At 60.2% G+C, this 22,753-nt stretch carries 27 protein-coding genes; 15 read left to right on the top strand and 12 right to left on the bottom strand.

Annotated features, from left to right (window positions below; all coding sequences use genetic code 11):
* The first annotated feature begins 12 nt into the window (after positions 1-12).
* From EGN72_RS10965 to EGN72_RS10980, 4 genes are all read left to right on the top strand, one after another.
* Complete coding sequence (locus EGN72_RS10965) at positions 13-888, top strand: F0F1 ATP synthase subunit gamma (protein ID WP_127047496.1); 876 nt, start codon at positions 13-15, stop codon at positions 886-888.
* A 21-nt stretch (positions 889-909) separates the two neighbouring features.
* Positions 910-2,346 (top strand): F0F1 ATP synthase subunit beta, encoded by a 1,437-nt coding sequence (gene atpD / locus EGN72_RS10970; RefSeq protein ID WP_127047498.1) that lies wholly within the window; start codon positions 910-912, stop codon positions 2,344-2,346.
* Positions 2,347-2,355: 9 nt separating this feature from the next.
* Entirely contained in the window at positions 2,356-2,754 is a 399-nt protein-coding gene (locus EGN72_RS10975; RefSeq protein ID WP_127047500.1) for a F0F1 ATP synthase subunit epsilon, read from the top strand.
* A 205-nt stretch (positions 2,755-2,959) separates the two neighbouring features.
* Entirely contained in the window at positions 2,960-3,310 is a 351-nt protein-coding gene (locus EGN72_RS10980; RefSeq protein ID WP_127047502.1) for an H-type lectin domain-containing protein, read from the top strand.
* Between the two features lie 33 nt (positions 3,311-3,343).
* Here EGN72_RS10980 and EGN72_RS10985 read toward each other — a convergent pair whose 3' ends face one another.
* Positions 3,344-4,360 (bottom strand): ribose-phosphate pyrophosphokinase, encoded by a 1,017-nt coding sequence (locus EGN72_RS10985; protein ID WP_127047504.1) that lies wholly within the window; start codon positions 4,358-4,360, stop codon positions 3,344-3,346.
* Positions 4,361-4,451: 91 nt separating this feature from the next.
* On the opposite strand from EGN72_RS10985, the gene EGN72_RS10990 reads away from it, so the two are divergent.
* A complete protein-coding gene (locus EGN72_RS10990; RefSeq protein ID WP_127047506.1) occupies positions 4,452-5,048 on the top strand; it encodes a 2-hydroxychromene-2-carboxylate isomerase in 597 nt (198 codons plus the stop codon).
* Positions 5,048-5,872 (top strand): alpha/beta fold hydrolase, encoded by an 825-nt coding sequence (locus EGN72_RS10995; RefSeq protein WP_127047508.1) that lies wholly within the window; start codon positions 5,048-5,050, stop codon positions 5,870-5,872. The genes EGN72_RS10990 and EGN72_RS10995 overlap by 1 nt, the downstream gene beginning before the upstream one ends.
* On the opposite strand, the gene EGN72_RS11000 is transcribed toward EGN72_RS10995, so the two are convergent.
* The 7 genes from EGN72_RS11000 to EGN72_RS11030 form a co-directional block, all read right to left on the bottom strand.
* Positions 5,869-6,885 carry a low specificity L-threonine aldolase gene (locus EGN72_RS11000; RefSeq protein WP_127047510.1) on the bottom strand — a complete coding sequence of 339 codons (1,017 nt, stop codon included), beginning with the start codon at positions 6,883-6,885 and terminating at the stop codon, positions 5,869-5,871. The genes EGN72_RS10995 and EGN72_RS11000 overlap by 4 nt on opposite strands.
* Entirely contained in the window at positions 6,885-7,367 is a 483-nt protein-coding gene (locus EGN72_RS11005; protein WP_127047512.1) for a YcgN family cysteine cluster protein, read from the bottom strand. The genes EGN72_RS11000 and EGN72_RS11005 overlap by 1 nt, the downstream gene beginning before the upstream one ends.
* Entirely contained in the window at positions 7,364-8,290 is a 927-nt protein-coding gene (locus tag EGN72_RS11010) for a bifunctional riboflavin kinase/FAD synthetase (protein ID WP_127047514.1), read from the bottom strand. The genes EGN72_RS11005 and EGN72_RS11010 overlap by 4 nt, the downstream gene beginning before the upstream one ends.
* A gap of 27 nt (positions 8,291-8,317) precedes the next feature.
* Entirely contained in the window at positions 8,318-8,761 is a 444-nt protein-coding gene (locus EGN72_RS11015; protein WP_127047516.1) for a MaoC family dehydratase, read from the bottom strand.
* 122 nt (positions 8,762-8,883) lie between these two features.
* Positions 8,884-9,777: a TIGR01459 family HAD-type hydrolase gene (locus tag EGN72_RS11020; RefSeq protein WP_127047518.1), complete on the bottom strand. Its 894-nt coding sequence runs from the start codon at positions 9,775-9,777 to the stop codon at positions 8,884-8,886.
* Positions 9,778-9,862: 85 nt separating this feature from the next.
* Positions 9,863-10,783 (bottom strand): manganese-dependent inorganic pyrophosphatase, encoded by a 921-nt coding sequence (locus tag EGN72_RS11025; RefSeq protein ID WP_127047520.1) that lies wholly within the window; start codon positions 10,781-10,783, stop codon positions 9,863-9,865.
* Positions 10,784-10,885: 102 nt separating this feature from the next.
* Positions 10,886-11,878 carry a TraB/GumN family protein gene (locus EGN72_RS11030; RefSeq protein WP_127047522.1) on the bottom strand — a complete coding sequence of 331 codons (993 nt, stop codon included), beginning with the start codon at positions 11,876-11,878 and terminating at the stop codon, positions 10,886-10,888.
* 143 nt (positions 11,879-12,021) lie between these two features.
* Between EGN72_RS11030 and EGN72_RS11035 the strand changes: the two genes are divergently transcribed.
* The 4 genes from EGN72_RS11035 to EGN72_RS11050 all read left to right on the top strand — a co-directional run bounded on the left by EGN72_RS11035 (position 12,022) and on the right by EGN72_RS11050 (position 16,913).
* Complete coding sequence (locus EGN72_RS11035; RefSeq protein ID WP_127047524.1) at positions 12,022-13,599, top strand: hypothetical protein; 1,578 nt, start codon at positions 12,022-12,024, stop codon at positions 13,597-13,599.
* Positions 13,600-13,811: 212 nt separating this feature from the next.
* Positions 13,812-14,099, top strand: coding sequence for a co-chaperone GroES (locus EGN72_RS11040; protein WP_127047526.1), 288 nt, complete (start codon positions 13,812-13,814; stop codon positions 14,097-14,099).
* Positions 14,100-14,185: 86 nt separating this feature from the next.
* A complete protein-coding gene (gene groL / locus EGN72_RS11045) occupies positions 14,186-15,835 on the top strand; it encodes a chaperonin GroEL (protein WP_127047528.1) in 1,650 nt (549 codons plus the stop codon).
* Positions 15,836-16,073: 238 nt separating this feature from the next.
* A complete protein-coding gene (locus EGN72_RS11050) occupies positions 16,074-16,913 on the top strand; it encodes a DMT family transporter (RefSeq protein ID WP_127047530.1) in 840 nt (279 codons plus the stop codon).
* A gap of 3 nt (positions 16,914-16,916) precedes the next feature.
* On the opposite strand, the gene EGN72_RS11055 is transcribed toward EGN72_RS11050, so the two are convergent.
* The gene (locus EGN72_RS11055) at positions 16,917-17,666 is read right to left on the bottom strand and encodes an alpha/beta fold hydrolase (protein ID WP_127047532.1); all 750 of its coding nucleotides are present in this window, start codon (positions 17,664-17,666) and stop codon (positions 16,917-16,919) included.
* Between the two features lie 80 nt (positions 17,667-17,746).
* On the opposite strand from EGN72_RS11055, the gene EGN72_RS11060 reads away from it, so the two are divergent.
* The 4 genes from EGN72_RS11060 (at position 17,747) to EGN72_RS11075 (ending at position 20,169) form a co-directional block, all read left to right on the top strand.
* Positions 17,747-18,193 carry an NUDIX domain-containing protein gene (locus tag EGN72_RS11060; protein WP_127047534.1) on the top strand — a complete coding sequence of 149 codons (447 nt, stop codon included), beginning with the start codon at positions 17,747-17,749 and terminating at the stop codon, positions 18,191-18,193.
* A complete protein-coding gene (locus EGN72_RS11065) occupies positions 18,190-18,681 on the top strand; it encodes a GreA/GreB family elongation factor (protein ID WP_127047536.1) in 492 nt (163 codons plus the stop codon). Before EGN72_RS11060 ends, EGN72_RS11065 begins: the two co-directional genes overlap by 4 nt.
* On the top strand, positions 18,678-19,190 hold the full coding sequence (locus EGN72_RS11070; RefSeq protein WP_127047538.1) for a GNAT family N-acetyltransferase: 513 nt from the start codon (positions 18,678-18,680) through the stop codon (positions 19,188-19,190). The genes EGN72_RS11065 and EGN72_RS11070 overlap by 4 nt, the downstream gene beginning before the upstream one ends.
* A 100-nt stretch (positions 19,191-19,290) precedes the next feature.
* Positions 19,291-20,169: a caspase family protein gene (locus tag EGN72_RS11075; protein WP_233587116.1), complete on the top strand. Its 879-nt coding sequence runs from the start codon at positions 19,291-19,293 to the stop codon at positions 20,167-20,169.
* Between the two features lie 12 nt (positions 20,170-20,181).
* Here EGN72_RS11075 and EGN72_RS11080 read toward each other — a convergent pair whose 3' ends face one another.
* The 3 genes from EGN72_RS11080 to EGN72_RS11090 form a co-directional block, all read right to left on the bottom strand.
* The gene (locus tag EGN72_RS11080) at positions 20,182-21,261 is read right to left on the bottom strand and encodes a 5-(carboxyamino)imidazole ribonucleotide synthase (protein ID WP_127047542.1); all 1,080 of its coding nucleotides are present in this window, start codon (positions 21,259-21,261) and stop codon (positions 20,182-20,184) included.
* A complete protein-coding gene (purE, locus tag EGN72_RS11085) occupies positions 21,254-21,739 on the bottom strand; it encodes a 5-(carboxyamino)imidazole ribonucleotide mutase (RefSeq protein WP_127047544.1) in 486 nt (161 codons plus the stop codon). Before purE ends, EGN72_RS11080 begins: the two co-directional genes overlap by 8 nt.
* 175 nt (positions 21,740-21,914) lie before the next feature.
* Positions 21,915-22,133: a YdcH family protein gene (locus tag EGN72_RS11090; protein ID WP_127047546.1), complete on the bottom strand. Its 219-nt coding sequence runs from the start codon at positions 22,131-22,133 to the stop codon at positions 21,915-21,917.
* A gap of 201 nt (positions 22,134-22,334) precedes the next feature.
* Between EGN72_RS11090 and EGN72_RS11095 the strand changes: the two genes are divergently transcribed.
* Entirely contained in the window at positions 22,335-22,748 is a 414-nt protein-coding gene (locus tag EGN72_RS11095; RefSeq protein WP_127047548.1) for an Hsp20 family protein, read from the top strand.
* The last annotated feature ends 5 nt before the right edge of the window (positions 22,749-22,753 follow it).

Raw genomic sequence — 22,753 nt, forward strand, 5'->3', positions numbered from 1 at the left:
AGGGGTAGGTCAATGCCGAGCCTAAAGGACTTAAAAAACAAGATCACGAGTATCAAGAATACTCGGAAGATCACCAAAGCCATGCAGATGGTTGCCGCGGCGAAACTTCGCCGCGCGCAGGAAGCTGCGGAAGCCGGGCGGCCCTATGCCGAACGGATGAACGCAGTGATGGCAGGGCTTTCGGCATCTGTCGGCACGTCCACCAGCGCGCCCCGGCTTTTGGCCGGGACGGGCGAGGACAAGGTGCATCTGCTGGTTGTGATGACGGCTGAACGCGGCCTTTGCGGCGGTTTCAACTCCTCTATCGTGCGGCTGGCACGGGTGAAGGCGAATGAACTGCTGGCACAGGGCAAGACGGTCAAGATTCTGACCGTCGGCAAGAAAGGCCGGGAGCAGTTGAAGCGCGATCTGGCGGCGCATATGATCGGTCACGTTGACCTGTCGGATGTGAAGCGGGTGGGCTATGCCCAAGCGCAGGCGATTGCACGCGACATCCTGACACGCTTTGATGCGGGTGAGTTTGACGTGGCAACGCTGTTCTACAACCGCTTCCAATCGGTGATCAGCCAGATCCCGACCGCACAGCAAGTCATTCCCGCGAAATATGACGCGGCGGATGCAGGCGATGCGGTTGCACTTTACGATTACGAGCCGTCGGAAGAAGGCATCCTTGCCGATCTTTTGCCGCGCGGTGTGGCGACACAAGTCTTCACCGCTTTGCTTGAAAACGGGGCCTCGGAACAGGGTGCCCGGATGAGTGCAATGGACAACGCGACCCGCAACGCAGGCGATATGATCGACAAATACACGACGATCTACAACCGCTCGCGTCAGGCTGCGATCACCAAAGAACTTATCGAAATCATCTCGGGCGCTGAGGCGCTCTGACCCGCTTAACGGAGATTTGACATGGCGAAAGCACCAACAAAGGCCGCTGGCAAGATCACGCAGGTGATCGGCGCTGTCGTGGACGTGCAGTTCGAGGGTGACCTGCCGGCCATTCTGAACGCACTTGAAACCGACAACAACGGCAAGAAACTGATCCTCGAAGTGGCTCAGCACCTTGGCGAAAGCACCGTCCGCACGATCGCTATGGATGCGACCGAAGGCTTGGTGCGTGGCGAAGCCGTGCGTGACACGGGCGCGCCGATTTCGGTTCCGGTGGGCATGGGCACACTTGGCCGCATCATGAACGTCACCGGCGACCCGGTTGACGAAAAAGGGCCGGTGAAGGTTAAAGAAACCCGTTCGATTCACGGCGAAGCGCCCAGCTTCTCGGAACAGTCGACCGAAACTGAAATTCTGGTTACCGGCATCAAGGTGATCGACCTGTTGGCCCCCTATACCAAGGGCGGCAAAATCGGTCTGTTCGGCGGTGCGGGCGTTGGCAAGACCGTTCTGATCATGGAATTGATCAACAACATCGCCAAAGTGCACTCGGGCGTGTCGGTGTTTGCGGGCGTGGGTGAACGCACCCGTGAAGGCAACGACCTTTACCACGAGATGATCGAATCCGGCGTTATCGTTCCCGACGATCTGGAGAAGTCCAAGATCGCACTGGTTTACGGCCAGATGAACGAGCCTCCGGGAGCGCGTATGCGCGTGGCTTTGTCCGGTCTGACGCTGGCCGAACAGTTCCGCGACGAAACCGGTTCGGACGTTTTGTTCTTTGTGGACAACATCTTCCGCTTTACCCAAGCGGGTTCGGAAGTGTCGGCTCTGCTGGGTCGTATTCCTTCGGCCGTGGGCTATCAGCCGACGCTGGCAACCGACATGGGTGCCATGCAGGAACGCATCACCTCGACCAAGAACGGCTCCATCACCTCGGTGCAGGCCGTTTACGTTCCGGCCGATGACCTTACCGACCCCGCGCCTGCAACCTCGTTCGCCCACTTGGACGCAACGACCGTTCTGGACCGTTCGATCTCGGAAAAAGGGATTTACCCGGCTGTGGACCCGCTGGGTTCGACCTCGCGTCTGTTGGACCCGCTGATCATCGGCGAAGAGCATTACAAGGTTGCGACCGATGTCCAGCAGGTGCTTCAGCGTTACAAGTCGCTGCAAGACATCATCGCCATCCTTGGGATGGACGAATTGTCCGAAGATGACAAGCTGACCGTGGCCCGCGCCCGCAAGATCGAGCGTTTCCTGAGCCAGCCGTTTGACGTTGCAAAGGTCTTTACCGGTGCAGACGGCAAGCAGGTGCCTTTGGAAGAGACCATCAAGTCGTTCAAAGCTGTTGTGGCCGGTGAATATGACCACCTGCCGGAAGCTGCCTTCTACATGGTTGGCGGCATTGACGAAGTGATCGCCAAAGCGCAGCGTCTTGCCGCTGCTGCGGCATAAGGGGGCAACATGGCCGCGACTGTGCAATTCGACCTGGTGTCACCGGAAAAGCGGCTTGCCTCGTTTCAAGCGGTTGAGGTGCAGATCCCGGGGACCGATGGCGATATGACGGCGATGGCGGGGCATGCCTCGACCATCACCACCCTGCGCCCCGGTATTCTGAAGGCCGTTGGCTCTGACCAGACGCAGGCTTTTGCTGTGACCGGCGGTTTCGCCGAAATCACGGCAGGCGGTGTGTCGGTTCTGGCAGAGCAGGCTGTTGCGGTGGCGGACCTGTCCGGCACCGTGCTGGACCAGATGATCGAGCAAGCGCGTGAGCTGGCATCGGTCGCCTTGCCCGAAGACAAGGATGCTGCGGAAAAGCTGGTGCAAGACATGATGGCCCTGCGCCAGCACGTGAACCACTGATCTGACGACATTATTTCAAAAGGCCCCGACGCGTTCGGGGCCTTTTGTCATTTTATCCGTTCAAAATTTTGCCGTTATTGGTGTTTACAAGAAAACCCATATCGCAGATCGCGGGGGGCGCAGGATTATCGCTTGCCCTTGATCAATTATTATTCACTTCCTTCAAGGATGCGATATAGACCGTGCGGAAACAGGACCTTTGGCGATGAAACGATTTTCAGCCCATATGCTGGGCATTCAGCAAGGCTCACGCGTGTTGTTCTCGGATTTTGCCGATGATGGAGTCATGTGGACAGGGCAGGGCCCGCGCGAAAGCCGCCATATCGTGAAATTCAAGGAAAGATTCATCGGGGAGCCAACTGTGACAGTGTCGATCTCGATGTGGGACATGGACCAGAAATCGAATTCCCGCGCCGATATTTCCAGCGAGGAAGTGACCAGCGAGGGGTTTCATCTGGTGTTCAAGACATGGGGCGACACGCGGGTTGCGCGGATCAGGGCCGATTGGCTTGCCATCGGTCAGGTCGCGGATGAGGATGACTGGCAGCTTTATTGACGGCGGCAGGCGATGCCCGCCGCCCAAACGCGTTTAGCTGCGATACATGCCTTCGTAAATCGGGCTGAGCGTTTCCGTTTCAAACAGCGATGATACCGAGGTGCCGTTCCAGATATTCAGGATCGCTTGGGCAAACATCGGCGCGGTCGGCACGATGCGGATGTTCGGACAGTTTTTCACGGCATCGGTCGGGGCGATGGAATCAGTGATAACCAAGGATTTCATGACCGAATTGGTCACGCGGTCCACCGCCGGGCCCGACATCACGCCATGGGTGATATAGGCGTGAACCTCTGACGCGCCATTGTCCAGCAGCACTTCGGCAGCTTTGCACAAGGTGCCCGCCGTATCGCACATATCGTCAACGATGATACATTTCTTGCCCACGACATCGCCGATCACAGTCATTTCGGCCACTTCACCGGGCTTTTCGCGGCGTTTGTCGACGATGGACAGCGGCGCATTGATCCGCTTGGCCAATTCGCGCGCCCGTGCCACGCCGCCCACATCGGGGGAGACGACCATCATGTCATTCAGGCTGCCCTTGAATTGCTGCAAGATATCCAGCGCAAAGATGGGCGAGGCATAAAGGTTATCCACCGGAATATCGAAAAAGCCCTGAATCTGTGCGGCGTGCAAGTCCAGCGTCAGGATACGCTCAATCCCGGCCTCGACCATCATATTGGCCACCAGCTTGGCGGAAATCGGGGTGCGGGCTTTGGTGCGGCGATCCTGCCGGGCATAGCCGAAATAGGGGATCACAGCGGTGATGCGCGCGGCCGAGGACCGGCGCAGTGCATCCGTCATGATAAGAAGTTCCATCAGGTTGTCATTCGCCGGGTTCGAGGTGGGCTGGATGATGAACATATCCTCGCCGCGCACATTCTCGAACACTTCCACGAAAATCTCGCCATCGTTGAACCGTTCCACCCGCGCATCGACCAGCCCGACCGACATGCCACGGTGCAACGACATCCGCCGCGCGATCGAGGTGGCAAGCGGCATATTGGCATTGCCGGAAATCAGTTTGGGTTCATTGATGGTGGCCATGGATACGTCCTTTGAGGGATTCGGGCAGCGTTGACACCGCTTACCATCGGGCTAGGGTCTTGCAAACCTTGTGGATTGGAGAAGCGGCGAAATGGCCCAAATTGACTACTACTTTGCGACGATTTCGCCCTATACCTACCTTGCAGGGATGCGATTGGAGGCGATTGCGAAACGCTATGGCGCAAGCATCACCTACAAGCCTTTGGACATTGTCGGCCTGTTCGGGCGCACTGGGGGGCAGGCCCCGAAGGACCGGCACGAAAGCCGTCAGGCTTATCGGTTGATCGACATGCAGCGGCAGGCGGCAAAGCTTGGCATGCCGCTGAACCCGCGCCCGATGTTTTTCCCGACCAATCCTGCCCCCTCGTCCTATGCCGTGATCGCGGCGCAGGCGGCGGGGGGCGGCGATGTCGGCGTTTTGGTGCATGGGCTGACCCGTGCCTGCTGGGCCGAGGAAAAGAACATCGCCGAGGATGATGTGATCCGCGCGGCGCTGGTGGCTGCGGGGTTTGACCCGGCTTTGGCCGACCGGGGCTTGCTGGCCGGGGCCGAAACCTATGCCGCAAATCTGGAAGAAGCCGTATCGCGCGGCGTGTTCGGTGCGCCCTTCTATATCACGGGCGAGCAGAAATTCTGGGGTCAGGATCGGCTGGAGGATCTGGACCTGCATCTGGCAGGCAAGCTTTGATGCCCGAGGCGGTGTTGGGCGGCATCCAAACCCATTGGCGTGTGTTGGGCGAGGGGGCGGCGCAGGCTTTGGCGCTGCATTGTTCGCTGGCCCATTCCGGCGCTTGGGCGGGCTTGGCCAAGGAATTGCCGGGGCTGACCATCACCGCGCCGGACCTGCTGGGGCATGGCCGCAGCGCCGATTGGGATGGCCGCCGCGATTTCCATGCCGAGGCAACGCGGCAGGCGATGGCGCTGTTGGCGCAGATGCCTGCGGGGCCGGTGCATCTGATCGGGCATAGTTTCGGGGCAACCGTGGCGCTGCGCATCGCGCTGCAAGACCCTGACCGCATCGCCAGCCTGAGCCTGTTTGAGCCGGTGCTGTTCTGTGCCGCGCGTGCCGCTGATCCGGCGGCCTATGCGGCGCATCTGGCCAGCCATGCGGCCTTTGACCAAGCCTATCGCGCAGGGGATATGCCCGCCGCCGCTGCTGCGTTTCAGGCGATCTGGGGCAATGGCCAAGCATTGGACAGCCTGCCCCCCGGCCCGCGCGCCTATATCATCGACCGCATTCGCCTGATCCACGCGCAAAACGCGGCCTTGATGGATGATGCCGGTGGCTTGCTGGGTTTTGGTGGGTTAGAGGCCTTGGGTCTTCCGGTGCTGCTGGCCCAAGGGGCCATGTCGCCGCCAGTGATAGAGGCGATCAACACCGAACTGGCACGGCGTTTGCCACAGGTGCGCCGTGCAGTGGTGACAGGGGCCGGGCATATGCTGCCCATCACCCATGCCGCGGACGCTGCGGCGCTGGTGTCCGAATTTATGGCGGAACTGGCGCTGGCTTAGCCGCGAAATGCGGCCAGCAAAGCGTCGACATCCGCCTCTGTCGTGTTCCAAGCGGTGACAAGGCGGCAGAGCCCGCCGCCCATGTTGTAATACACCGCGCCTGCCGCCTTGGCGCGCGCATGTGCGGCCTCGGGCAATGTGGCAAAGGCGATATTGGCCTGCACCGGATGCAGCAGTTCCGCGCCGTCGATGGCGGCCAGCCCGTCCGCCAGCTTTGCGGCCATCGCATTGGCATGGGCGGCCATGGTCAACCAGCGCCCACCGTCAAACCACGCCTCCATCTGGGCCGCGACATAGCGCATCTTTGAGGTCAGATGGCCTGCGCGTTTGCGGCGCAGCTCCAGCTCCCATGATTTTGCGGCGTCAAACAATACCACCGCTTCGGCGGCCAGAAGCCCGTTCTTGGTGCCGCCCAAAGACAGCACATCGACGCCCGCGCGCCATGTCATATCGGCGGGGCTGGCGTTGCTGGTGGCCAGCGCATTGGCAAAGCGCGCGCCATCCAGATGGGTCGGCAGGCCCTTGGCCTTTGCCATAGCGGCCAGCGCTGTGATTTCGTCGACGGTGTAAACCGTTCCGGCCTCGGTCACATTGGTCAGGCTGAGGCACGCAGGTTGCACCGAATGGACAGAGCCACCCAGCGTGCCCAAAGCCGCCTCCAGCCCTGCGGGCGTGATCTTGCCGTGCGCGCCGTCGATCAGGTGCAGCTTAGCCCCGCCTGCAAAGAATTCCGGCGCGCCACATTCATCCTCGGCGATATGGGCGTGGCGGTGGCACAGGACCGCACCATAGGGGGGCGTATACAGCGCCAGAGACAGCGCGTTCGCGGCTGTGCCAGTCGTCACCAGATGCACCTCGGCCTGCGGGGCCTCAAAGATTTCGCGGATTTGGGCGCGCAGGCGGGCCATGGGCGCATCGGCACCATAGGACAGCACAGCGCCCGCATTGGCGCGCAGCAGCGCCTCCATGATCGGTTGCGGCACAGGCGCGCCATTGTCCGAGGCGAAAAACATCAGGGCCGCTCCTCGATGATGTAGTTTTCCCAATCGTCTTCCTTGACATCGGTTTCCGGCACCGTCCACCCCCGGACCGAGGCCCCTTCGATATGCACAGCCTCCGGGTCGCCCGACACCAGCGGATGCCAATCATACAGCGGCTTGCCCTCATGGATCAGGCGATAGGCGCAGGTTGTGGGCAGCCAATAGGCTATCTTTTCCAGCTTTTTCGGCGTCAGTTGCACACATTCCGGCACATAGGTGTGACGGGTGGCATAGTTGGAACAGCGGCAGGTATCGCCATCCAGCAAGCGGCAGGCAACGCGGGTAAAGGCCACCTCGCCGTTATCTTCATATTCGATCTTGTTCAGGCAGCATTTGCCGCAGCCGTCACACAGCGCTTCCCATTCCGCGCCGGACATTTTTTTCAGCGGCACGGTTTCCCAAAAGCGGGGGCGCAGGCCGGTTGGGGCGGCGATGGGGGGCAGTTTGTCTGTCATCTGGCGGTCGTCAGGATATGGCGGGCGGTGGTGCAATCGGCATCCATCTGCGTAATCAGGGCCTCCAGCCCGTCAAACTTTTCCTCGCCCCGCAGCCAAGAGACGAAGGCGATAGACAAGTGCTGGCCGTAAAGATCGCCCGTGAAATCAAAGAGGAAGGTTTCCAGATTGGGGCGGTTTTCGCCAAACATCGGGCGGGTGCCAAGATTGGCCGCACCCAGATACTGGCCCTTTTGCGGCCCGGTCAGCACATCGGCAAACACGGCATAGACGCCCATGCGCGGCAGGTGAAGCCCGCTGACATCCATATTCGCGGTCGGATAGCCCAATTGGCGGCCGCGCTTTTCGCCGTGAATCACCTCGCCCTCGATCCTATGCCAATGGCCCAGCATGGTGCGCGCGGTGTCCATATCGCCTTGGCTTAGCGCCTCGCGGATACGGGTGGAGGAAATATCAACCCCATCGGCCTGAATAAGATCGGCCAGATGCACGGTAATGCCGTGTTGGGCGCAGAGGCGTTGCAGGTCGGCGGCACTGCCTGCGCGGCCCTTGCCAAAGCAGAAATCCGCCCCAACCGTGACATGGGAAACGCCAAGCCCCTGCGCCAGAACATCTGAAACGAAGGCATCCGGGCTAAGGCTGGCCAGCGTTTCATCGAAGGGAAGTTCGAACAGGGTTTGCACGCCAAGCTTGGCTAAACGGTTGGCGCGCGCCTCGGCGTTCATCAGGCGAAAAGGGGGCGCGTCGGGGGCGAAATAGCTGCGCGGATGCGGTTCAAACGTCACCACGCCCAAAGGGCCATGGGCGGCGGCGTGATCAATCACATGCCGATGGCCGCGATGCACACCGTCAAAATTGCCCATCGCGACGGATGCGCCTTGGCTGGCCTGTGCAACCCCTTGCCAATGCTGGTAAATCTTCATGCCCGTCCTTACGGGCCATGCCCGATGTCAATCAAACTTGCGGCTTGGCGCCAGAACCAGCGCTTCACCCTTCAGCACAACGGTATCGCCCACTGCGCAATGGGTTTCAAGGGTCACGCGGCGGCGGCCCAGATCAATCGCCGTGACTTTGACTTCGGCATAAACCCGGTCGCCGGGGCGCACGGGGGCCATGAATTTCAGGCTTTGTCCCAGATAAACCGCACCGTGGCCGGGAAGCTGCTCGCCAATCACGGCTGAAATCAGGCCAGCGGTCAGCATGCCATGTGCAATGCGGCCTTCGAAGATCGTGTCTTGGGCATAGGCATCATCCAGATGCACCGGGTTCCGGTCGGTCGACACTTCGGCAAACAGCTCGATATCGCGGTCGGTCACGGTTTTATACAGATGGCGCGACATGCCGATTTCGATGTCTTCGATGCAAATGGTGCCGCGTGGCTGATTGTCGAGCATGCTTCGCCCTCCCGGTGATGATTCACTGGTCGGTTCATAGCAAATGCTGCGCTGCAGCGCAATCGGCTTGGTAATTTATTTCCGCAGATTGCGTGAAAATCGCAATTATGTTGCGCGACGAATTAGCGCAGGAAGCCCATCACATAGGTCGGGTTGCGCTGTTCCGCCTCCAGCCAAGTGGTCAGCATGCCCACGTCCAGCGCATCGGCAGGGCCGAACTGGCCCGCGTTCAGCCCTTCGGTCAGGAACAGACTGTCGAGGTTTTCCTGCATGCCGCCCAGAACATCGGTGTTGATCCCATCACCGACACACAGGATTTCGCTATCTGCTACGTCACCTGCAAGTGCTGCCAGGCGCCGGCGGGCAAGGTCATAGATGGGCGGATGCGGTTTGCCGAAATATAGCACTTCGCCGCCCATATCCTCATAGAGGGCGGCCAAGGCCCCGGCGCAGTAAATCCGCTTGTCGCCATAGTCGACGACGATATCGGGATTGGCGCAGAGCATTTTCAGCCCGTTGGTTTTTGCCAGCAGGAATTGCGGACGGTAATCATCCGGGGTTTCATCAAATTCTTCGTTGGGGCCGGTGCAGATGATCCCCTCGGCTTCGGCCAAGGGCACCAGCGTAACCGGGTTCTGGGTGGCAAGTTCGGCCAGCGCCGGGTCGGCGAATTCTTCAAAGAAAGGCTGATCCTTGGGCATCGGGCCGATGTGATGCACCTTTTTCCCGGCAGCGCCCTGAAAAAACGCATATTGGGTGGCATCGCCCGAGGTGATCACCTCGTCATAGGCATCGCGCGGAACGCCGATGCGGTCCAGTTGTGTCAGCACGCTGGGCTTTGGCCGCGGCGCGTTAGAGACAAGCACCACCACGCCCCCCTGCGCCCGAAACGCCTGAAGCGCTGCGACCGCTTCAGGAAAGGGTTTGTAGCCATCATGCACGCAGCCCCACAGATCGCAAAACAGCGCGCGGTAGCGTGGGGCGATATCGGCGAAACGGGCGATGAGTTGCGTCATGACAAGGCTTTCAGCGAGAGGGCAGGGGGCTGCGATTTTCCGGCGCAACGGCGGATATTGCGCCGGAAAACCGCAGCGATGCAGATCAGAGTTTCAGCGCGGGGATGATTTGCTTCTTACGGCTCATCACGCCCGGCAGCACCACGGTATCGCCGCTGACCGTCACCCCGAAGGAGGCTTCGGCCATTTGCTTTACCAGATCGTTGGGCACCAGCAGGGTGGCTTCTTCTTTCAGAATGTCGACCACGAACAGCAGCACCTGATCGGCGCCATCCTCTGCCGCCACATCGACCATAGAGGCCATGAGGCTGGCCTTGCGGTCCAGCACCACTTTGGGCGCGGTGGTTTCCAGCACCGAGACACGCAATTCCTTGCCCGCGACGCTGTATTCCTTGCTGTCCATGCGCAGCAATTCGGCATCGGAAAAGGCCGAAACATCGGATTTCGCGGCGAAAAGTTCGGCGGCAAATTCGGGGATGGAGACGCCCAGATCCGCCGCCAGCTTTTCTGCCACCGCGCGGTCATGCGGGGTGGTGGTGGGCGAGCGGAATTCCAGCGTGTCAGACAGGATGCAGGACAGCATTGCGCCCTTGATGTTGCGCGGGGCGCGGGCCACAGCCTCGCCCATCAGGTCATGCATGATGGTCGCCGTGCAAGCCAAGGGGCGGATGGTGATATCAATCGGGGATTTGGTCTTGATGCCGCCAACCAGCAGGTGATGGTCAATGATCCCCACCACATTCGCCTCATTGATCGAGGGCGGCAGCTCTGCCGGGTTATTGGTGTCGACGATCCAGCAGGTATCGGCCGCGCTGACATCGCTGATGATGTCTGGCTTTGGCAGGTTCCAATGCGTTAACACAAAGGCCGCCTCGGTATTGGGTTCGCCCAGCAGCACAGGCTTGGCCGGGGTGCCTGTGACTTCGGAAAGATACCATGCCCAGATGATGGGAGAGCCGGTGCTGTCAGTGTCGGGGGATTTGTGGCCGAATACGAGAGTGGTCATAGCACGAAACCTGCGGTTTGATGGATTTGCCGCCTTATAGGTGGCATGTGGCCGATTGTCACGCTTGCGCATAGGCTTGGCCCTGCGGCGTTTTCTTGCGCGTCAGTCCGTCAGCGGCACCACCTCAAAGCCGCGGTCTTGCAGCAGAGCCAGAACGCCCTCGGTTCCCGACAGATGCAGCGCGCCAAAGGCGGCAAAGGCGGGGCCGTTTTGCAAGGCGGCCTCAATCTCAGTGATCCAGGCGCGGTTGCGATCAGACATCAGCGCCTGTTCGGCCTTGGCGAAATCCTCATCCACCTGCGCGGGGGTGTTGCCGGGGATGTCATAGGCAAGGCGGCGGGAAAACTCCCAGATCAGGCGGCTTTCCCCGGCAAAGAAAGCCTCGGCCGTGGTGGTCAGGAAATCATCGGATTGCTGTTCCACCACCAGCGCGTTGCGGATCATGGTCAATTGCTCGTCCATCGTCAGCCCGTCAAACAGTTTCAAGGCGGTGTCAAAGGGTTCCAGTGCCTCGATGGCGATGCCTTGTTCGGTTGCGGCGGCGATCAGGCGCTTGTCCAGCCCGGCCCCGGTTGCGGCGGTTTGCAAGGCGCAAGGCGGGATCGACAGCATCATCGACACAAACCACGGCCGCAGCATTTCGGCCAGCGAAGACGGGATGGCGCGCTGCAACAAGGCATCGGCCAGCGCATCCCATTCCGCAGGAGCCAAAGCCGCCTTCAGGCCAGAGCCTTGCGGCGCAATCATGGCAGAGGAGTCGGTCATCAAGACCTGTTGCAGGGCTTTTTCCTCTTCGGGGCCCGCCTCTACCAATAGCGTCTTGGCCGTGGCCAGCAGCGGCAAAAGCCGGGCCTGATAGGCATCATGGCGCGGATCATCAAGGTGGAAGGTGCCCGTCAGGATCAGCGTTTCATCGCCGCGCGTGGCCCGCCACAGGTTGCCGGTGGCAAAGGGCGCGGCATGGGCTGCGTCATACAGGGCGGTGCGCTCGGCCTCAGGAAGGGCGGCGATCAGGTTCTCGCCCACACATTGCGCGGCGGCGGGTGCCAAGCACAACAGACAAGCGAAAATATACAGGAAGAAACGCGTGAACATTCGAAGCCTTTGTCAGCAGATTTTTGCGAAGGCTGCCACGGCACCGGCCCCGCGCCAAGGGGGCAAAGCCCCTTTTGTTTGGAGTTTTGGGCGCGCTGGTCCAAGCTAGCCGGTATTTTTTAAAGCGAATCAGGAGAAATATTATGTCAGAGGTGCTGAAAGGGGCCGTCGGTTTGGCGGTGAAGGGCGGGCCGAAGGTCAAAAATGACAAGGACGATATCTTGCTTGTTCGCCGCATTCTGCGCGCAAATGGCTATGCGGTTGAGGAAACCGGGGGCATTAGCAAACCCGATATTTTGAAGGCTCTGGTGGCTGCGGCGAAGAAGGCAAACATTGATCAGGCAAGCGCTTATATTGCGCCGAACAGCCCGCTGATGAAAGCGTTGAAGCCGAAATATGAGCAGGCCAAGAAACGCGGTGATGTGGGCGGCACCACTGAAAAAGTGATGATGCAGAAGGTAAAGCACGGCTCGCAAGAGCTTCTGTTTCTGCCGCGGGATTACTTGACAGCCAAAGAAAAGCTGTTCCGAAGCCTGGAGCGCTATAGCAACCAGTTGGTGAAGTCGCAGAACCTGAATATGAAGGCCTATCTGCAATACAGCAGCGCCTGGGCGAATAACAATGGCATGTTAGAGGCTTTTGCGCAGGTCGTCACGATCAAGGCGGGCCGGGTAAAGCCCCCCAACAAAGCCTTGGCCGAAGCGGCGAATAAGGCGGTGTTGGCACTGGCCACGACGATGGGCGCGCGCAATATCGGCAAGCTTGAAGCGGATCTGAAACAGGCCGAGCGAAGTGTGAACGCCTTTTCAGCCGATATCGACCGATTCCTGAAGGATTTTACCGGCGCGGCAGGCGGCGTTGCGATGAGCCTGAGCGTGACATCGGCTGTCGGTTTCGCAATCGTCGGTGGTATGGCCGCCCCGGCCCTGTTTGCTGCAACGACGCTGACGGCGGCGCAGGCGACTGTTGCCTCTGCGGGGTCTGTCGCGGTTGTGGCAAGCCTGTCCAGTGATCTGGGCAAAGTGACGGCAAAACAGAAAATCACACTTTATGAAGCGGTCAACAATGCCACGATTGACGGTTTGGTCGCTATAGCCACTGCGGGTATCGCCAGCAAATTGCCACCGAATTTCACCAAGGGCATTGCGGAAAAACTGGCCCCAAGGCTGGCGCATTCCATCGCGGGCGTTTCGGGGCAACAACTTACCCCCTATCTGACGCGATTTTTGACGGGGGCCGGGGATGAGGCCTGCAAAGCCGCGATCGGGCAAAGTATGGAAACCTTTGGCAAGGTCATCAAAACAGGCGGTAAGGCACCTTCTAAAAAGGATTTCGAAGAGTCCGTTGGCAAAGTTTTGCTGTCGGGGTTTGGCGGTGGACTGATGAAGGATTTGTCCAGTTTCAATGAAAACTGGACCAAACAGGCGACAAAAGACATCGAGGGAAAGCTGGTCCCCGATCTTTTGAAGAAGCTGGTGAAGGGGAATGATCTGAACGCCCAGCAAAAGGCCGAAATTGCAAAGGAAATGTCGGACAAGTTCAGTGAGGAAGTGATCAAGACTGGTCTGACGGCCTATTTGAAGATCGGGACCGGCAAGGAAAACCCAAAACAAATGACGGCAATCGCCGCGAAATCGGCCCTTGATAATCCCGCGCTCAAAAAGAAACTGGCTGCCGCGCTGGAGGCAGAGATCAAGAAGAAAAAAGCCAAGAAGAAATAGCGTCAGGCTGCGCCCCGGAATTGCAAGGCCCCGCTTGCGACCTCGCACCCCTTGGCCAGCCGCGCCGGGGGGACGGTCTGGGTGCCTGGTGCAAAAACCAGTGATCCCGGACCTTGACATGATCCGGGCGGATACGTATCTCTCCCTCGTTAGCACTCACTTCGGTTGAGTGCTAATCGAAATCAACCTGGAACCTAAGGGAGTGTTCACAGATGGCATTTAAACCGCTGCATGACCGTGTACTGGTTCGCCGCATCGAAGGCGAAGACAAAACCAAGGGCGGCCTGATCATCCCCGACACCGCAAAAGAAAAGCCCGCTGAAGGCGAAGTGATCGCGCTGGGCGAAGGCGCCCGCAAAGACAGCGGCGAGCTGATTGCACCGTCGGTGAAAGTTGGCGATCGTGTGCTGTTTGGCAAGTGGTCGGGAACGGAAGTGACCTTGGAAGGCAAAGAGCTTCTGATCATGAAAGAAAGCGACATCATGGGGATCATCGGCTGAGGCCGGTGGCGGAGTGGCGCGCTGACGCCCACCCCGCGCATGATGTTTTAATCAACTGAAATTCAAGACAAACTGGAGCAAGCAAAATGGCTGCTAAGGACGTCAAATTTGATACCGATGCCCGCGATCGTATGTTGCGCGGCGTAAACATCCTTGCCAATGCGGTAAAGGTGACCTTGGGCCCGAAAGGCCGTAACGTCGTGATCGAAAAATCCTTCGGTTCGCCGCGCATCACCAAGGACGGTGTGTCGGTTGCCAAGGAAATCGAACTGTCGGACAAGTTCGAAAACATGGGCGCGCAGATGGTCAAGGAAGTTGCTTCCCGGACCAATGACGAGGCCGGCGACGGCACCACCACTGCAACCGTTCTGGCACAGGCCATCATCACCGAAGGTCTGAAGTCGGTTGCTGCTGGCATGAACCCGATGGACCTGAAGCGCGGTATTGATCTGGCAACCGCCAAAGTGGTTGAGGCGATCAAAGCAGCGGCGCGTCCGGTTTCCGACAGCGCCGAAGTTGCGCAGGTTGGCACCATCTCGGCCAATGGCGAAGCAGAAATCGGTCGTCAGATCGCGGATGCGATGCAGAAAGTCGGCAACGAGGGCGTGATCACCGTCGAAGAAAACAAGGGTCTGGAAACGGAAACCGAAGTTGTCGAAGGCATGCAGTTCGACCGCGGCTACCTGTCGCCCTATTTCGTCACCAACCCGGACAAGATGATTGCCGATCTGGAAGACGTGATGATCCTGCTGCACGAGAAGAAACTGTCTTCCTTGCAGCCGATGGTCCCGCTGCTGGAGCAAGTGATCCAGAGCCAGAAGCCGCTGCTGATCATTTCCGAAGATGTTGAAGGCGAAGCGCTGGCAACTTTGGTGGTCAACAAGCTGCGCGGCGGTCTGAAAATCGCTGCGGTGAAGGCACCGGGCTTTGGCGATCGTCGCAAGGCGATGCTGCAAGACATCGCGATCCTGACCGGTGGTCAGGTGATTTCCGATGATCTGGGCATGAAGCTGGAAAACGTCGGGATGGACATGCTTGGCCGCGCCAAGAAAGTCACCATCACCAAGGACACCACCACCATCGTTGATGGCGCTGGCGAGAAGGCCGAGATCGAAGCCCGCGTGGCCCAGATCCGCACCCAGATCGAAGAAACCACGTCCGACTACGACAAGGAAAAACTGCAAGAGCGTGTGGCCAAGCTGGCTGGCGGCGTTGCCGTTATCCGCGTTGGCGGCATGACCGAAGTCGAAGTGAAAGAGCGTAAGGACCGCGTTGATGACGCGCTGAACGCGACTCGTGCGGCCGTGCAAGAAGGTGTTGTTGTTGGCGGTGGCGTTGCGCTGGTTCAGGCTGGCAAGTCGCTGATCGGCATGGAAGGGGCGAACCCCGACCAGACCAACGGTATCAACATCGTTCGCAAGGCGCTGGAAGCACCGCTGCGTCAGATCGCCCAGAACGCGGGTGTTGACGGTTCGGTTGTGGCTGGCAAGGTGCGCGAGTCCAATGATCCGAAGTTCGGCTACAACGCCCAGACCGATGAATATGGCGACATGTTCAAGTTTGGCGTGATCGACCCGGCCAAAGTGGTGCGCACCGCGCTGCAAGACGCCGCTTCGGTTGCATCCTTGCTGATCACCACCGAAGCCATGATCGCTGACAAGCCGGAGCCGAAAGGCGCTGCTGGCGGCGGCATGCCGGATATGGGTGGCATGGGCGGTATGGGCGGCATGATGTAATTTCATGCTTTGCATGGAATAATCATCGCCCCAACCGTTGGGACGACAGGAAAGGGCACCTATCGCAGGTGCCCTTTTTTCTATGGGCGCGCTGCGGACAGGCTGTGAGTCAGGTATTTTTGCCAAGATGAAGCCGCACGGTTCCGCTTTTTGAAAACCGGCGATAGGCTGGGCACCAACACAAAAAGCAGGGGTTCGATGCCCCTGCTTTTTGTTCCCTGTAAAACGGAGAGGCCCTTTGCGGTTATTTTGGCTGACGGCGCTGGCGATGCTGGCTTTTGCAGGGAATTCGCTGCTGAACCGGATGGCGGTGGGGCAGGCGGGTATGGGCCCGGTGGATTTCGCGCTGCTGCGACTTTGTGCCGGGGCCTTGGCCTTGGCGATGCTGCTGGTCTTTCGGCGGCGCGGATTTTGGCCCGGCTGGGCAGGGCGCGGGGCAGGGGTTCTGGGGCTTTTGCTGTATCTGTTCGGGTTTTCGCTTGCCTATGTCGATCTGGCGGCGGGGATCGGGGCTTTGGTGCTGTTCGGGATGGTGCAGATCACCATGTTCGCCGGGGCGCTGGTTGCGGGCGAGGCCGTGCCCTTGCGGCGCTGGTTGGGCGCGGGGCTAGCCTTTGGCGGGCTTGTGGTTCTGGTCGCGCCGGGGGGCAATGCGGTGGCGCTGTGGCCGATGGGGTTGATGGCGGCGGCGGGTGTGGGGTGGGGTGTCTATTCCCTTGCTGGGCGAGGGGCGCGTGACCCGTTGGCGGCGACGGCGGCCAATTTCATTCTTGCGGTGCCTGCCGCTGTTGTGGCCGGGGTCTGGCTGTTGGACATCGCCAGTTGGACCGGGTTGGGCGTGGCCCTTGCAGTGATCTCGGGCGCGGTGACATCCGGGCTGGGCTATGCGCTGTGGTATGCGGTTGTGCCGCAGCTTGGTGCCGCGCGGGCCGGGGTGGCGCAGCTTTCGGTGCCGGTGATTGCGGCCTTGGCAGGGGCAGTTTTGCTGGCCGAACCAGTGGGGTTGCGGTTTGCGCTGGCCTGTCTTTTGGTTTTGGGCGGTGTCGGGCTGGCGAGTTTCAGCGCCCGCCGGGGCTAGGCATCAGGGCTGCACCCGGGTGGTGCCAAGGCTGATATTGACCGCATCGACCAGCGGCAGGTTTTCATCGAACCGGCCTTGGCGCAGGAACAGTGTGGTTTGTGCGATGACCTGCGGGTTCAGCATCATGAAAGTATGTGTCACGGGCAGGGTGATATGGGCAGTCATGCCGTCCAGCTTGGTGCTGTCGACCGACACCTTACCATCATCCGGCCCCTCGATCAGGGCCGAGGCTGCCGGGTTCAGGCTGCGATTGCCCGCGATGATGCCCAAGGGATAGTCCGGCACCGGCAATTGATTGGGCAAAGAGGCCGCATCAGTGCCCAATTGCCCGCCTGCCGGGCCGTTGATCCATTGGAACAGCGACAGATCGCCCAGAATATCCACCAGTTCCGACCCGTGGTTCGGCGGGGCCAGCATGACCACACGGCCCATCTGCTCGGGGCGGTAACGTGCAAGGTAGACGCGGGTCAGGATGCCGCCCATTGAATGGGTGACAAAATGCACCTTCGCTTTTTGGCAGGCGGCCACGGCGGGGATCACGTTTTCCTCGACCAAAGTGCCAATCGGCGCATCGGTGGAGGGATAGCCTTGATTGATGACGGTAAATCCTTGCGCCGTCAGCGAGGCTTCCATCGCCAGCAGTGAATTTTCGCCGCGGGCCAGCCCATGCAGCAGCACAACGCAATCGGCCTGCGCCAGCGCGGGCAGCGGCAGCAGGGTGGTGGCAAGGGCAAGCAAGAGATGTTTCATGCTGCTATAGCTAGGCGCTGTTTCACGCTTTGAAAAGGTTGATACTGGACAAAGCGCGCAGACAGCGCCAGCTTGGTGGCATGAAACCGCGTTCCCCACGACTGGCCGTCAGAGCGTTAATCCTGCATCAGGATCGGCTGCTGATGGTTAACGCATTTCGCGGCAATGTTTCGGACTTGTGGTGTGCGCCGGGGGGTGGGGTGCATCTGGGCCAAAGCCTGCATGAAAACCTGATCCGCGAAGTGCATGAGGAAACCGGGTTAAGCGTGGCCGTAGGGGAGCCTGTGTTGGTGAATGAGTTTCACGCGCCCGAGCATGGGTTTCATCAGGTTGATCTGTATTTCCGCTGCGCCATCACCGGCGGCGTTCTGGATGACACATGGCGCGACCCAGAAGGTGTGGTGACAAAGCGCCGCTTTTTCAGCCGTGCGGAAATGGCAAGTATCCGTTTCAAACCCGATACGCTGCCCGAAGCGGCATGGGGCGGGGCCATGCTTTATGATCCGTTGGAGCTGCTGGTCCGATGAGCCGCGCCTTCGTCAAGGAGGATGGGCCAGACAACACCCCCTTGCTCGATCTGCCGATCAGCCCGCACCCCAATTACGTCACGCCGCGCGGTTTGGCGCTGTTGCGGGCGGCCTTGTCGCAGGCGCAGGTGCGGCTGGCCCAGTTGCGCGCGCGCGTGGACAGGTTGGACCGTTTGCCCGAAGCTGCCGCCGAACGGGATATCCGCTATCTGGAAGCGCGGCTGAAATCGGCTTTGCTGCTGACGCCCGAAGGCCGCGATTGCGCCGAGGTTGCCTTTGGCCATGCCGTCCGCGTTGTCGATGCGGCAGGGGCCGAAAGCTGCTTTACCATTGTGGGCGAGGATGAAGCCGATGCCGCGGCGGGACTTATCGCGCCGCATTCCCCTTTGGCACGGGCCTTGATCGGCGCGCGACCCGGTGATCTTGTGGTCTGGCACCGCCCGTCAGGGGATATGGAACTGGAGGTTGTGGGGATCGCTTGGCCATGACGCCGCCGCTTCGCTTTCGCGCCTTGGTGCAGGCCCGCGACCTGCCCGCCGTGCTGGACCTGATGATGCGCGCCAGTGACTACGTGTTGCTGGAGGATGGCCAGCCGCCCACCACCGCCGCAGCCACCAGTTTTTTCACCGATTGCGTGCCAGGGGGCGACCCGGCGCAATCGGTGAAGCTGGGGGTTATGCAGGATCAGCGCTTGGTCGGCATTGCCGATATGGGCTTTGGCTATCCGAAGGCCATGGATGCCTATATCGGCTTGCTGCTGCTGGACCCATCGGTGCGGGGCCAAGGGATCGGGCAGCAAACCGTGGCGCAGCTTATGGCTATGGCGCGCACGCGCGGCGCAACGCGGATGCTGATCACCGTGCTGGAGGCGAATCCAAGGGGGCATGCTTTCTGGCAGCAGATGGGCTTTGCGGATGAGCAGCGCTTCCCTCCAGCCGAAGGCGACCCGATGCGCCACAACCGCCAACGCATGACGCGGCCCTTGCTACCCGGATAAGCTGCCGGATATCGCGCGAAGGGTGGCTTTGTGCTAGCATCACCGGATTGGCCGAGATGTTGGCCGGGCGGAGCGGAATGATCAAATGCGCCTCAGACAGATGCTGGTCTTTTTTGGCATTGCGCGCTTTTGCGGTTTGGCACTGCTTTGTGCGGTTTTGATGGCCCCTGCCACAGCCGTTGCGGGGCAAGGGCGCGTGGCGCTGGTGATTGGCAACCAAGCCTATCAACATCTGCCCCGCCTGACGACATCCCGCAAGGATGCACAGGCGGTGGCCGATGCGCTGCGCAGGCTGGGATTTGCGGTGACGCTGCTGACAGATGCAAGCAGCCAAGCCTTCCAACATGCTGTCACAAGTTTTGCCCAACAGGCGAGATCAGCGGAAACCGTGGTGTTTTACTATGCGGGGCACGGGGTTCAAATCGATGGCAGGAACCATCTTTTGCCCGTCACGGCCCGCCTTGATCTGGTTAGCAGCGGCACCGAGGAAAGCTGGAAACTGGATAGCGTCGTTGCGCAATTACAAGCCAGCAATGCGCAGGTTTTGCTGTTCCTCGATGCCTGCCGCGCCATCCCGATGGCAGGGAACTCTGGGGCGCAGGCAGGTCTGGCCCAGATGCAAACCCGTGCGGGCACCTTCATTTCCTTTGCCGCCCGGCCCGGTGCTGTCTCTTTTGATCCGGTGCGGGCAACGGGTCACAGCCTCTATACAGCGGCTTTGTTGCGATATGTGGAACAGCCGGGGCTAAGCGTCTCGGATGTGATGATCAAGCTGCGCAACGATGTCGAGGCGGCGAGCGATGGCCAGCAATCGCCTTGGGATCAATCATCCTTGCGGGCACAGGTCTATTTGCACCCCGCCGCCGCAAGGTCCACCATGCCAAGCTTTGCGGTGCAAAACAGCGATGCCGCCACGCCCCCACAGCCCGAAGCAACACCCAATTGCACCTTCGTGCTGGTCGCACTCGTCTGTCGTTGACCGCTTGGCGGTCTATTGCGGGATGCCGCGCGTGATCCGGTTCACATGGCCCATCTTGCGGCCGGGCCGCGCCTCTGGCTTGCCATACATATGCACGGCAGTCGCTTTTTCGGCCAAAAGCGCGGGCAGGCGGGCGATATCGTCGCCGATCAGGTTTTCCATCGTGACATCGGCAAAGCGGCTGCCATCGCCCAAAGGCAGGCCCGCGACAGCGCGGATATGCTGCTCAAACTGATCCACAACACAGCCGTTCTGGGTCCAATGCCCGGAGTTGTGGACGCGCGGCGCAATTTCATTGACGATCAAACCGCGCGGCGTCACGAACAGCTCCACCCCCATCACACCAACATAATCCAGCGCATTCAGAATGCGCGCTGCCAATAAAACGGCATCCGTGCGCTGCGCAGGCGTCAGCTTGGCGGGAATGGTGGTGCTGTGCAATATTCCGTTGCGATGCACATTCTCGCCCGGATCATAGGCAGCAACCGCCCCATCCAGACCGCGCGCCGCGATGACCGAAACCTCATGGCTGAAGTCGATAAACCCTTCCAGCACCGCCTCCGCGCCCCGCATCTCTGCCAGCGCCGCAGGGGCATCGTCCGGCTGCTTGAGCCGCGCTTGCCCCTTGCCGTCATAGCCCAGACGCGTGGTCTTCAAAATTGCAGGCGCGCCGATCTCGGCCAAAGCCGCCTCCAGATCCGCCGCCGTTGAAACCGGTGCAAACGGGGCCGTGGCCAAACCCAACCCATTCAGAAACCGCTTTTCCGCAATGCGATCCTGACTGACGGCCAAAGCCTTGCGGTTGGGGCGAATGGGGCGCAGCGCCTCCAGAATATCCAGCGCCGCTGTCGGGATGTTCTCAAACTCATAGGTGATCACATCAACGGCCTGCGCAAACGCGGTCAGCGCGGCGGTGTCATCATAGCTGGCCGTGGTCAGCGCATGGGCGACATCGGCGGCGGGCGGGTTTGCACCCGGCTCAAAAATATGGGTGCGATAGCCCAGCCGCGAGGCTGCAACCGAAAGCATGCGGCCCAGTTGACCACCTCCCAGAATACCAATCACCGAACCTGCGGGCAGCGGGTTATTCATCGCGCGGCTCCTCCGGGATAGAGGCAGACAGCGCCGCGCGCCACGCATCCAGCCGCGCCGCCAATTCCACATCGTTCAAAGCCAGAATGCCCGCCGCCATCAATCCCGCATTGGCGGCACCTGCCGCACCAATCGCCATGGTGGCCACCGGAAAACCGCGCGGCATCTGCAAAATGGAATACAGGCTATCCACCCCCGACAGCGCCTTGGTCTGCACCGGCACACCAATCACCGGCACCCGCGTCTTTGATGCCATCATGCCCGGCAAATGCGCAGCGCCACCGGCCCCGGCAATAATCACCTTCAACCCGCGGTCCACCGCCGTCTTGCCATAGTCCCACAACCGGTCAGGCGTGCGATGGGCCGAAACGATCTTGGCCTCATAGGGCACCGCCAGCGCGTCCAGCATCTCGGCCGCCTCTTTCATCGTCGGCCAGTCTGACTGGCTTCCCATGATGATTCCCACTTCAACGGCCATGCTGCCCCCCGTTCAAAACAAGCCGGGACTATACTGATGGGGCCATCAAGGGCAAGGCAGAATGGCCCGCGCCCGGCGACCAGCGCTTTCTTTTCGGCCCAAATATCCTCGGGGGGAATTCGCCGTAAGGCGAAGGGGGGCAGACAGCCCCCGCGACCCGTCCACCAGTGCAGCGTCAGGCAATGATGTCGGGGATCAACTCATCCTCGATCTTCACAATCCGCTCTTTCAATTGCAGCTTTTGTTTTTTCAACCGCCGCAGCATCAGCTGATCGGGGTTCACGCTCGCCTCAACCGCTTGAATGGCTTCGTCCAGATCGCGATGCTCCCGCTGCAAAACGGCAAGCCGGATCCGCAGCATTTCATCCAGGTTCAATTTCGTCGAGGCATTCATAGGCGCTTGATCACTGAGTCGGTTGTTCCGTCCAACCCACACTATAGCCGCTTTTCCGTAAATGTGTGCGAAAACGATCTGAAATTGCCCAGCTTTCGCCCTCTTGCAGGCGCAGGGCAAGCGCCCCATATTCAATGCAAGCGGGTGCCTGCGTTTTGGGCCTGCAAATGCGAACTGTCGCTTTATCGAAGGACAAGTCGAATGACGAAATTGAGCTTTGGGGCGCATCCCCATCTTCTGGGCTTTGAACAGCTGGAACGGCTGGTAGAGCGGACGGCAAAAACCGCCGCCGAGGGCTATCCGCCCTTCAACATCGAAGCGGTCTCGGAAAATGAATATCGCATCACTTTGGCCGTGGCCGGGTTTCGCGACGAAGATCTGAACATCACGGTCGAAAATCGCCAACTGGTCGTGCGTGGCCGTCAGGCCGAGGATGAAGGCGAGCGCCTTTTCCTGCATCGCGGCATCGCGGCACGGGCGTTTCAACGCTCTTTCGTGCTGGCCGAAGGGGTAGAGGTTGCGCGCGCCGCGTTGGAACACGGGCTGCTGCATATCGACCTGCGCCGCTCGGTTCCCGATGTGATCGTGCAGACCATCCCGATTGACCGCAGATAAGGAGG

This window comes from Pseudorhodobacter sp. E13 (assembly GCF_003991405.1).
GTDB lineage: Bacteria > Pseudomonadota > Alphaproteobacteria > Rhodobacterales > Rhodobacteraceae > Pseudorhodobacter.

Bases quoted from the DNA above. Each gene is read 5' to 3' on its own strand.
- EGN72_RS10965 (WP_127047496.1), top strand. From the start codon at position 13: ATGCCGAGCCTAAAGGACTTAAAAAACAAGATCACGAGTATCAAGAAT.
- atpD (WP_127047498.1), top strand. From the start codon at position 910: ATGGCGAAAGCACCAACAAAGGCCGCTGGCAAGATCACGCAGGTGATC.
- EGN72_RS10975 (WP_127047500.1), top strand. From the start codon at position 2,356: ATGGCCGCGACTGTGCAATTCGACCTGGTGTCACCGGAAAAGCGGCTT.
- EGN72_RS10980 (WP_127047502.1), top strand. From the start codon at position 2,960: ATGAAACGATTTTCAGCCCATATGCTGGGCATTCAGCAAGGCTCACGC.
- EGN72_RS10985 (WP_127047504.1), bottom strand. From the start codon at position 4,360: ATGGCCACCATCAATGAACCCAAACTGATTTCCGGCAATGCCAATATG.
- EGN72_RS10990 (WP_127047506.1), top strand. From the start codon at position 4,452: ATGGCCCAAATTGACTACTACTTTGCGACGATTTCGCCCTATACCTAC.
- EGN72_RS10995 (WP_127047508.1), top strand. From the start codon at position 5,048: ATGCCCGAGGCGGTGTTGGGCGGCATCCAAACCCATTGGCGTGTGTTG.
- EGN72_RS11000 (WP_127047510.1), bottom strand. From the start codon at position 6,885: ATGTTTTTCGCCTCGGACAATGGCGCGCCTGTGCCGCAACCGATCATG.
- EGN72_RS11005 (WP_127047512.1), bottom strand. From the start codon at position 7,367: ATGACAGACAAACTGCCCCCCATCGCCGCCCCAACCGGCCTGCGCCCC.
- EGN72_RS11010 (WP_127047514.1), bottom strand. From the start codon at position 8,290: ATGAAGATTTACCAGCATTGGCAAGGGGTTGCACAGGCCAGCCAAGGC.
- EGN72_RS11015 (WP_127047516.1), bottom strand. From the start codon at position 8,761: ATGCTCGACAATCAGCCACGCGGCACCATTTGCATCGAAGACATCGAA.
- EGN72_RS11020 (WP_127047518.1), bottom strand. From the start codon at position 9,777: ATGACGCAACTCATCGCCCGTTTCGCCGATATCGCCCCACGCTACCGC.
- EGN72_RS11025 (WP_127047520.1), bottom strand. From the start codon at position 10,783: ATGACCACTCTCGTATTCGGCCACAAATCCCCCGACACTGACAGCACC.
- EGN72_RS11030 (WP_127047522.1), bottom strand. From the start codon at position 11,878: ATGTTCACGCGTTTCTTCCTGTATATTTTCGCTTGTCTGTTGTGCTTG.
- EGN72_RS11035 (WP_127047524.1), top strand. From the start codon at position 12,022: ATGTCAGAGGTGCTGAAAGGGGCCGTCGGTTTGGCGGTGAAGGGCGGG.
- EGN72_RS11040 (WP_127047526.1), top strand. From the start codon at position 13,812: ATGGCATTTAAACCGCTGCATGACCGTGTACTGGTTCGCCGCATCGAA.
- groL (WP_127047528.1), top strand. From the start codon at position 14,186: ATGGCTGCTAAGGACGTCAAATTTGATACCGATGCCCGCGATCGTATG.
- EGN72_RS11055 (WP_127047532.1), bottom strand. From the start codon at position 17,666: ATGAAACATCTCTTGCTTGCCCTTGCCACCACCCTGCTGCCGCTGCCC.
- EGN72_RS11060 (WP_127047534.1), top strand. From the start codon at position 17,747: ATGAAACCGCGTTCCCCACGACTGGCCGTCAGAGCGTTAATCCTGCAT.
- EGN72_RS11065 (WP_127047536.1), top strand. From the start codon at position 18,190: ATGAGCCGCGCCTTCGTCAAGGAGGATGGGCCAGACAACACCCCCTTG.
- EGN72_RS11070 (WP_127047538.1), top strand. From the start codon at position 18,678: ATGACGCCGCCGCTTCGCTTTCGCGCCTTGGTGCAGGCCCGCGACCTG.
- EGN72_RS11075 (WP_233587116.1), top strand. From the start codon at position 19,291: ATGCTGGTCTTTTTTGGCATTGCGCGCTTTTGCGGTTTGGCACTGCTT.
- EGN72_RS11080 (WP_127047542.1), bottom strand. From the start codon at position 21,261: ATGAATAACCCGCTGCCCGCAGGTTCGGTGATTGGTATTCTGGGAGGT.
- purE (WP_127047544.1), bottom strand. From the start codon at position 21,739: ATGGCCGTTGAAGTGGGAATCATCATGGGAAGCCAGTCAGACTGGCCG.
- EGN72_RS11090 (WP_127047546.1), bottom strand. From the start codon at position 22,133: ATGAATGCCTCGACGAAATTGAACCTGGATGAAATGCTGCGGATCCGG.
- EGN72_RS11095 (WP_127047548.1), top strand. From the start codon at position 22,335: ATGACGAAATTGAGCTTTGGGGCGCATCCCCATCTTCTGGGCTTTGAA.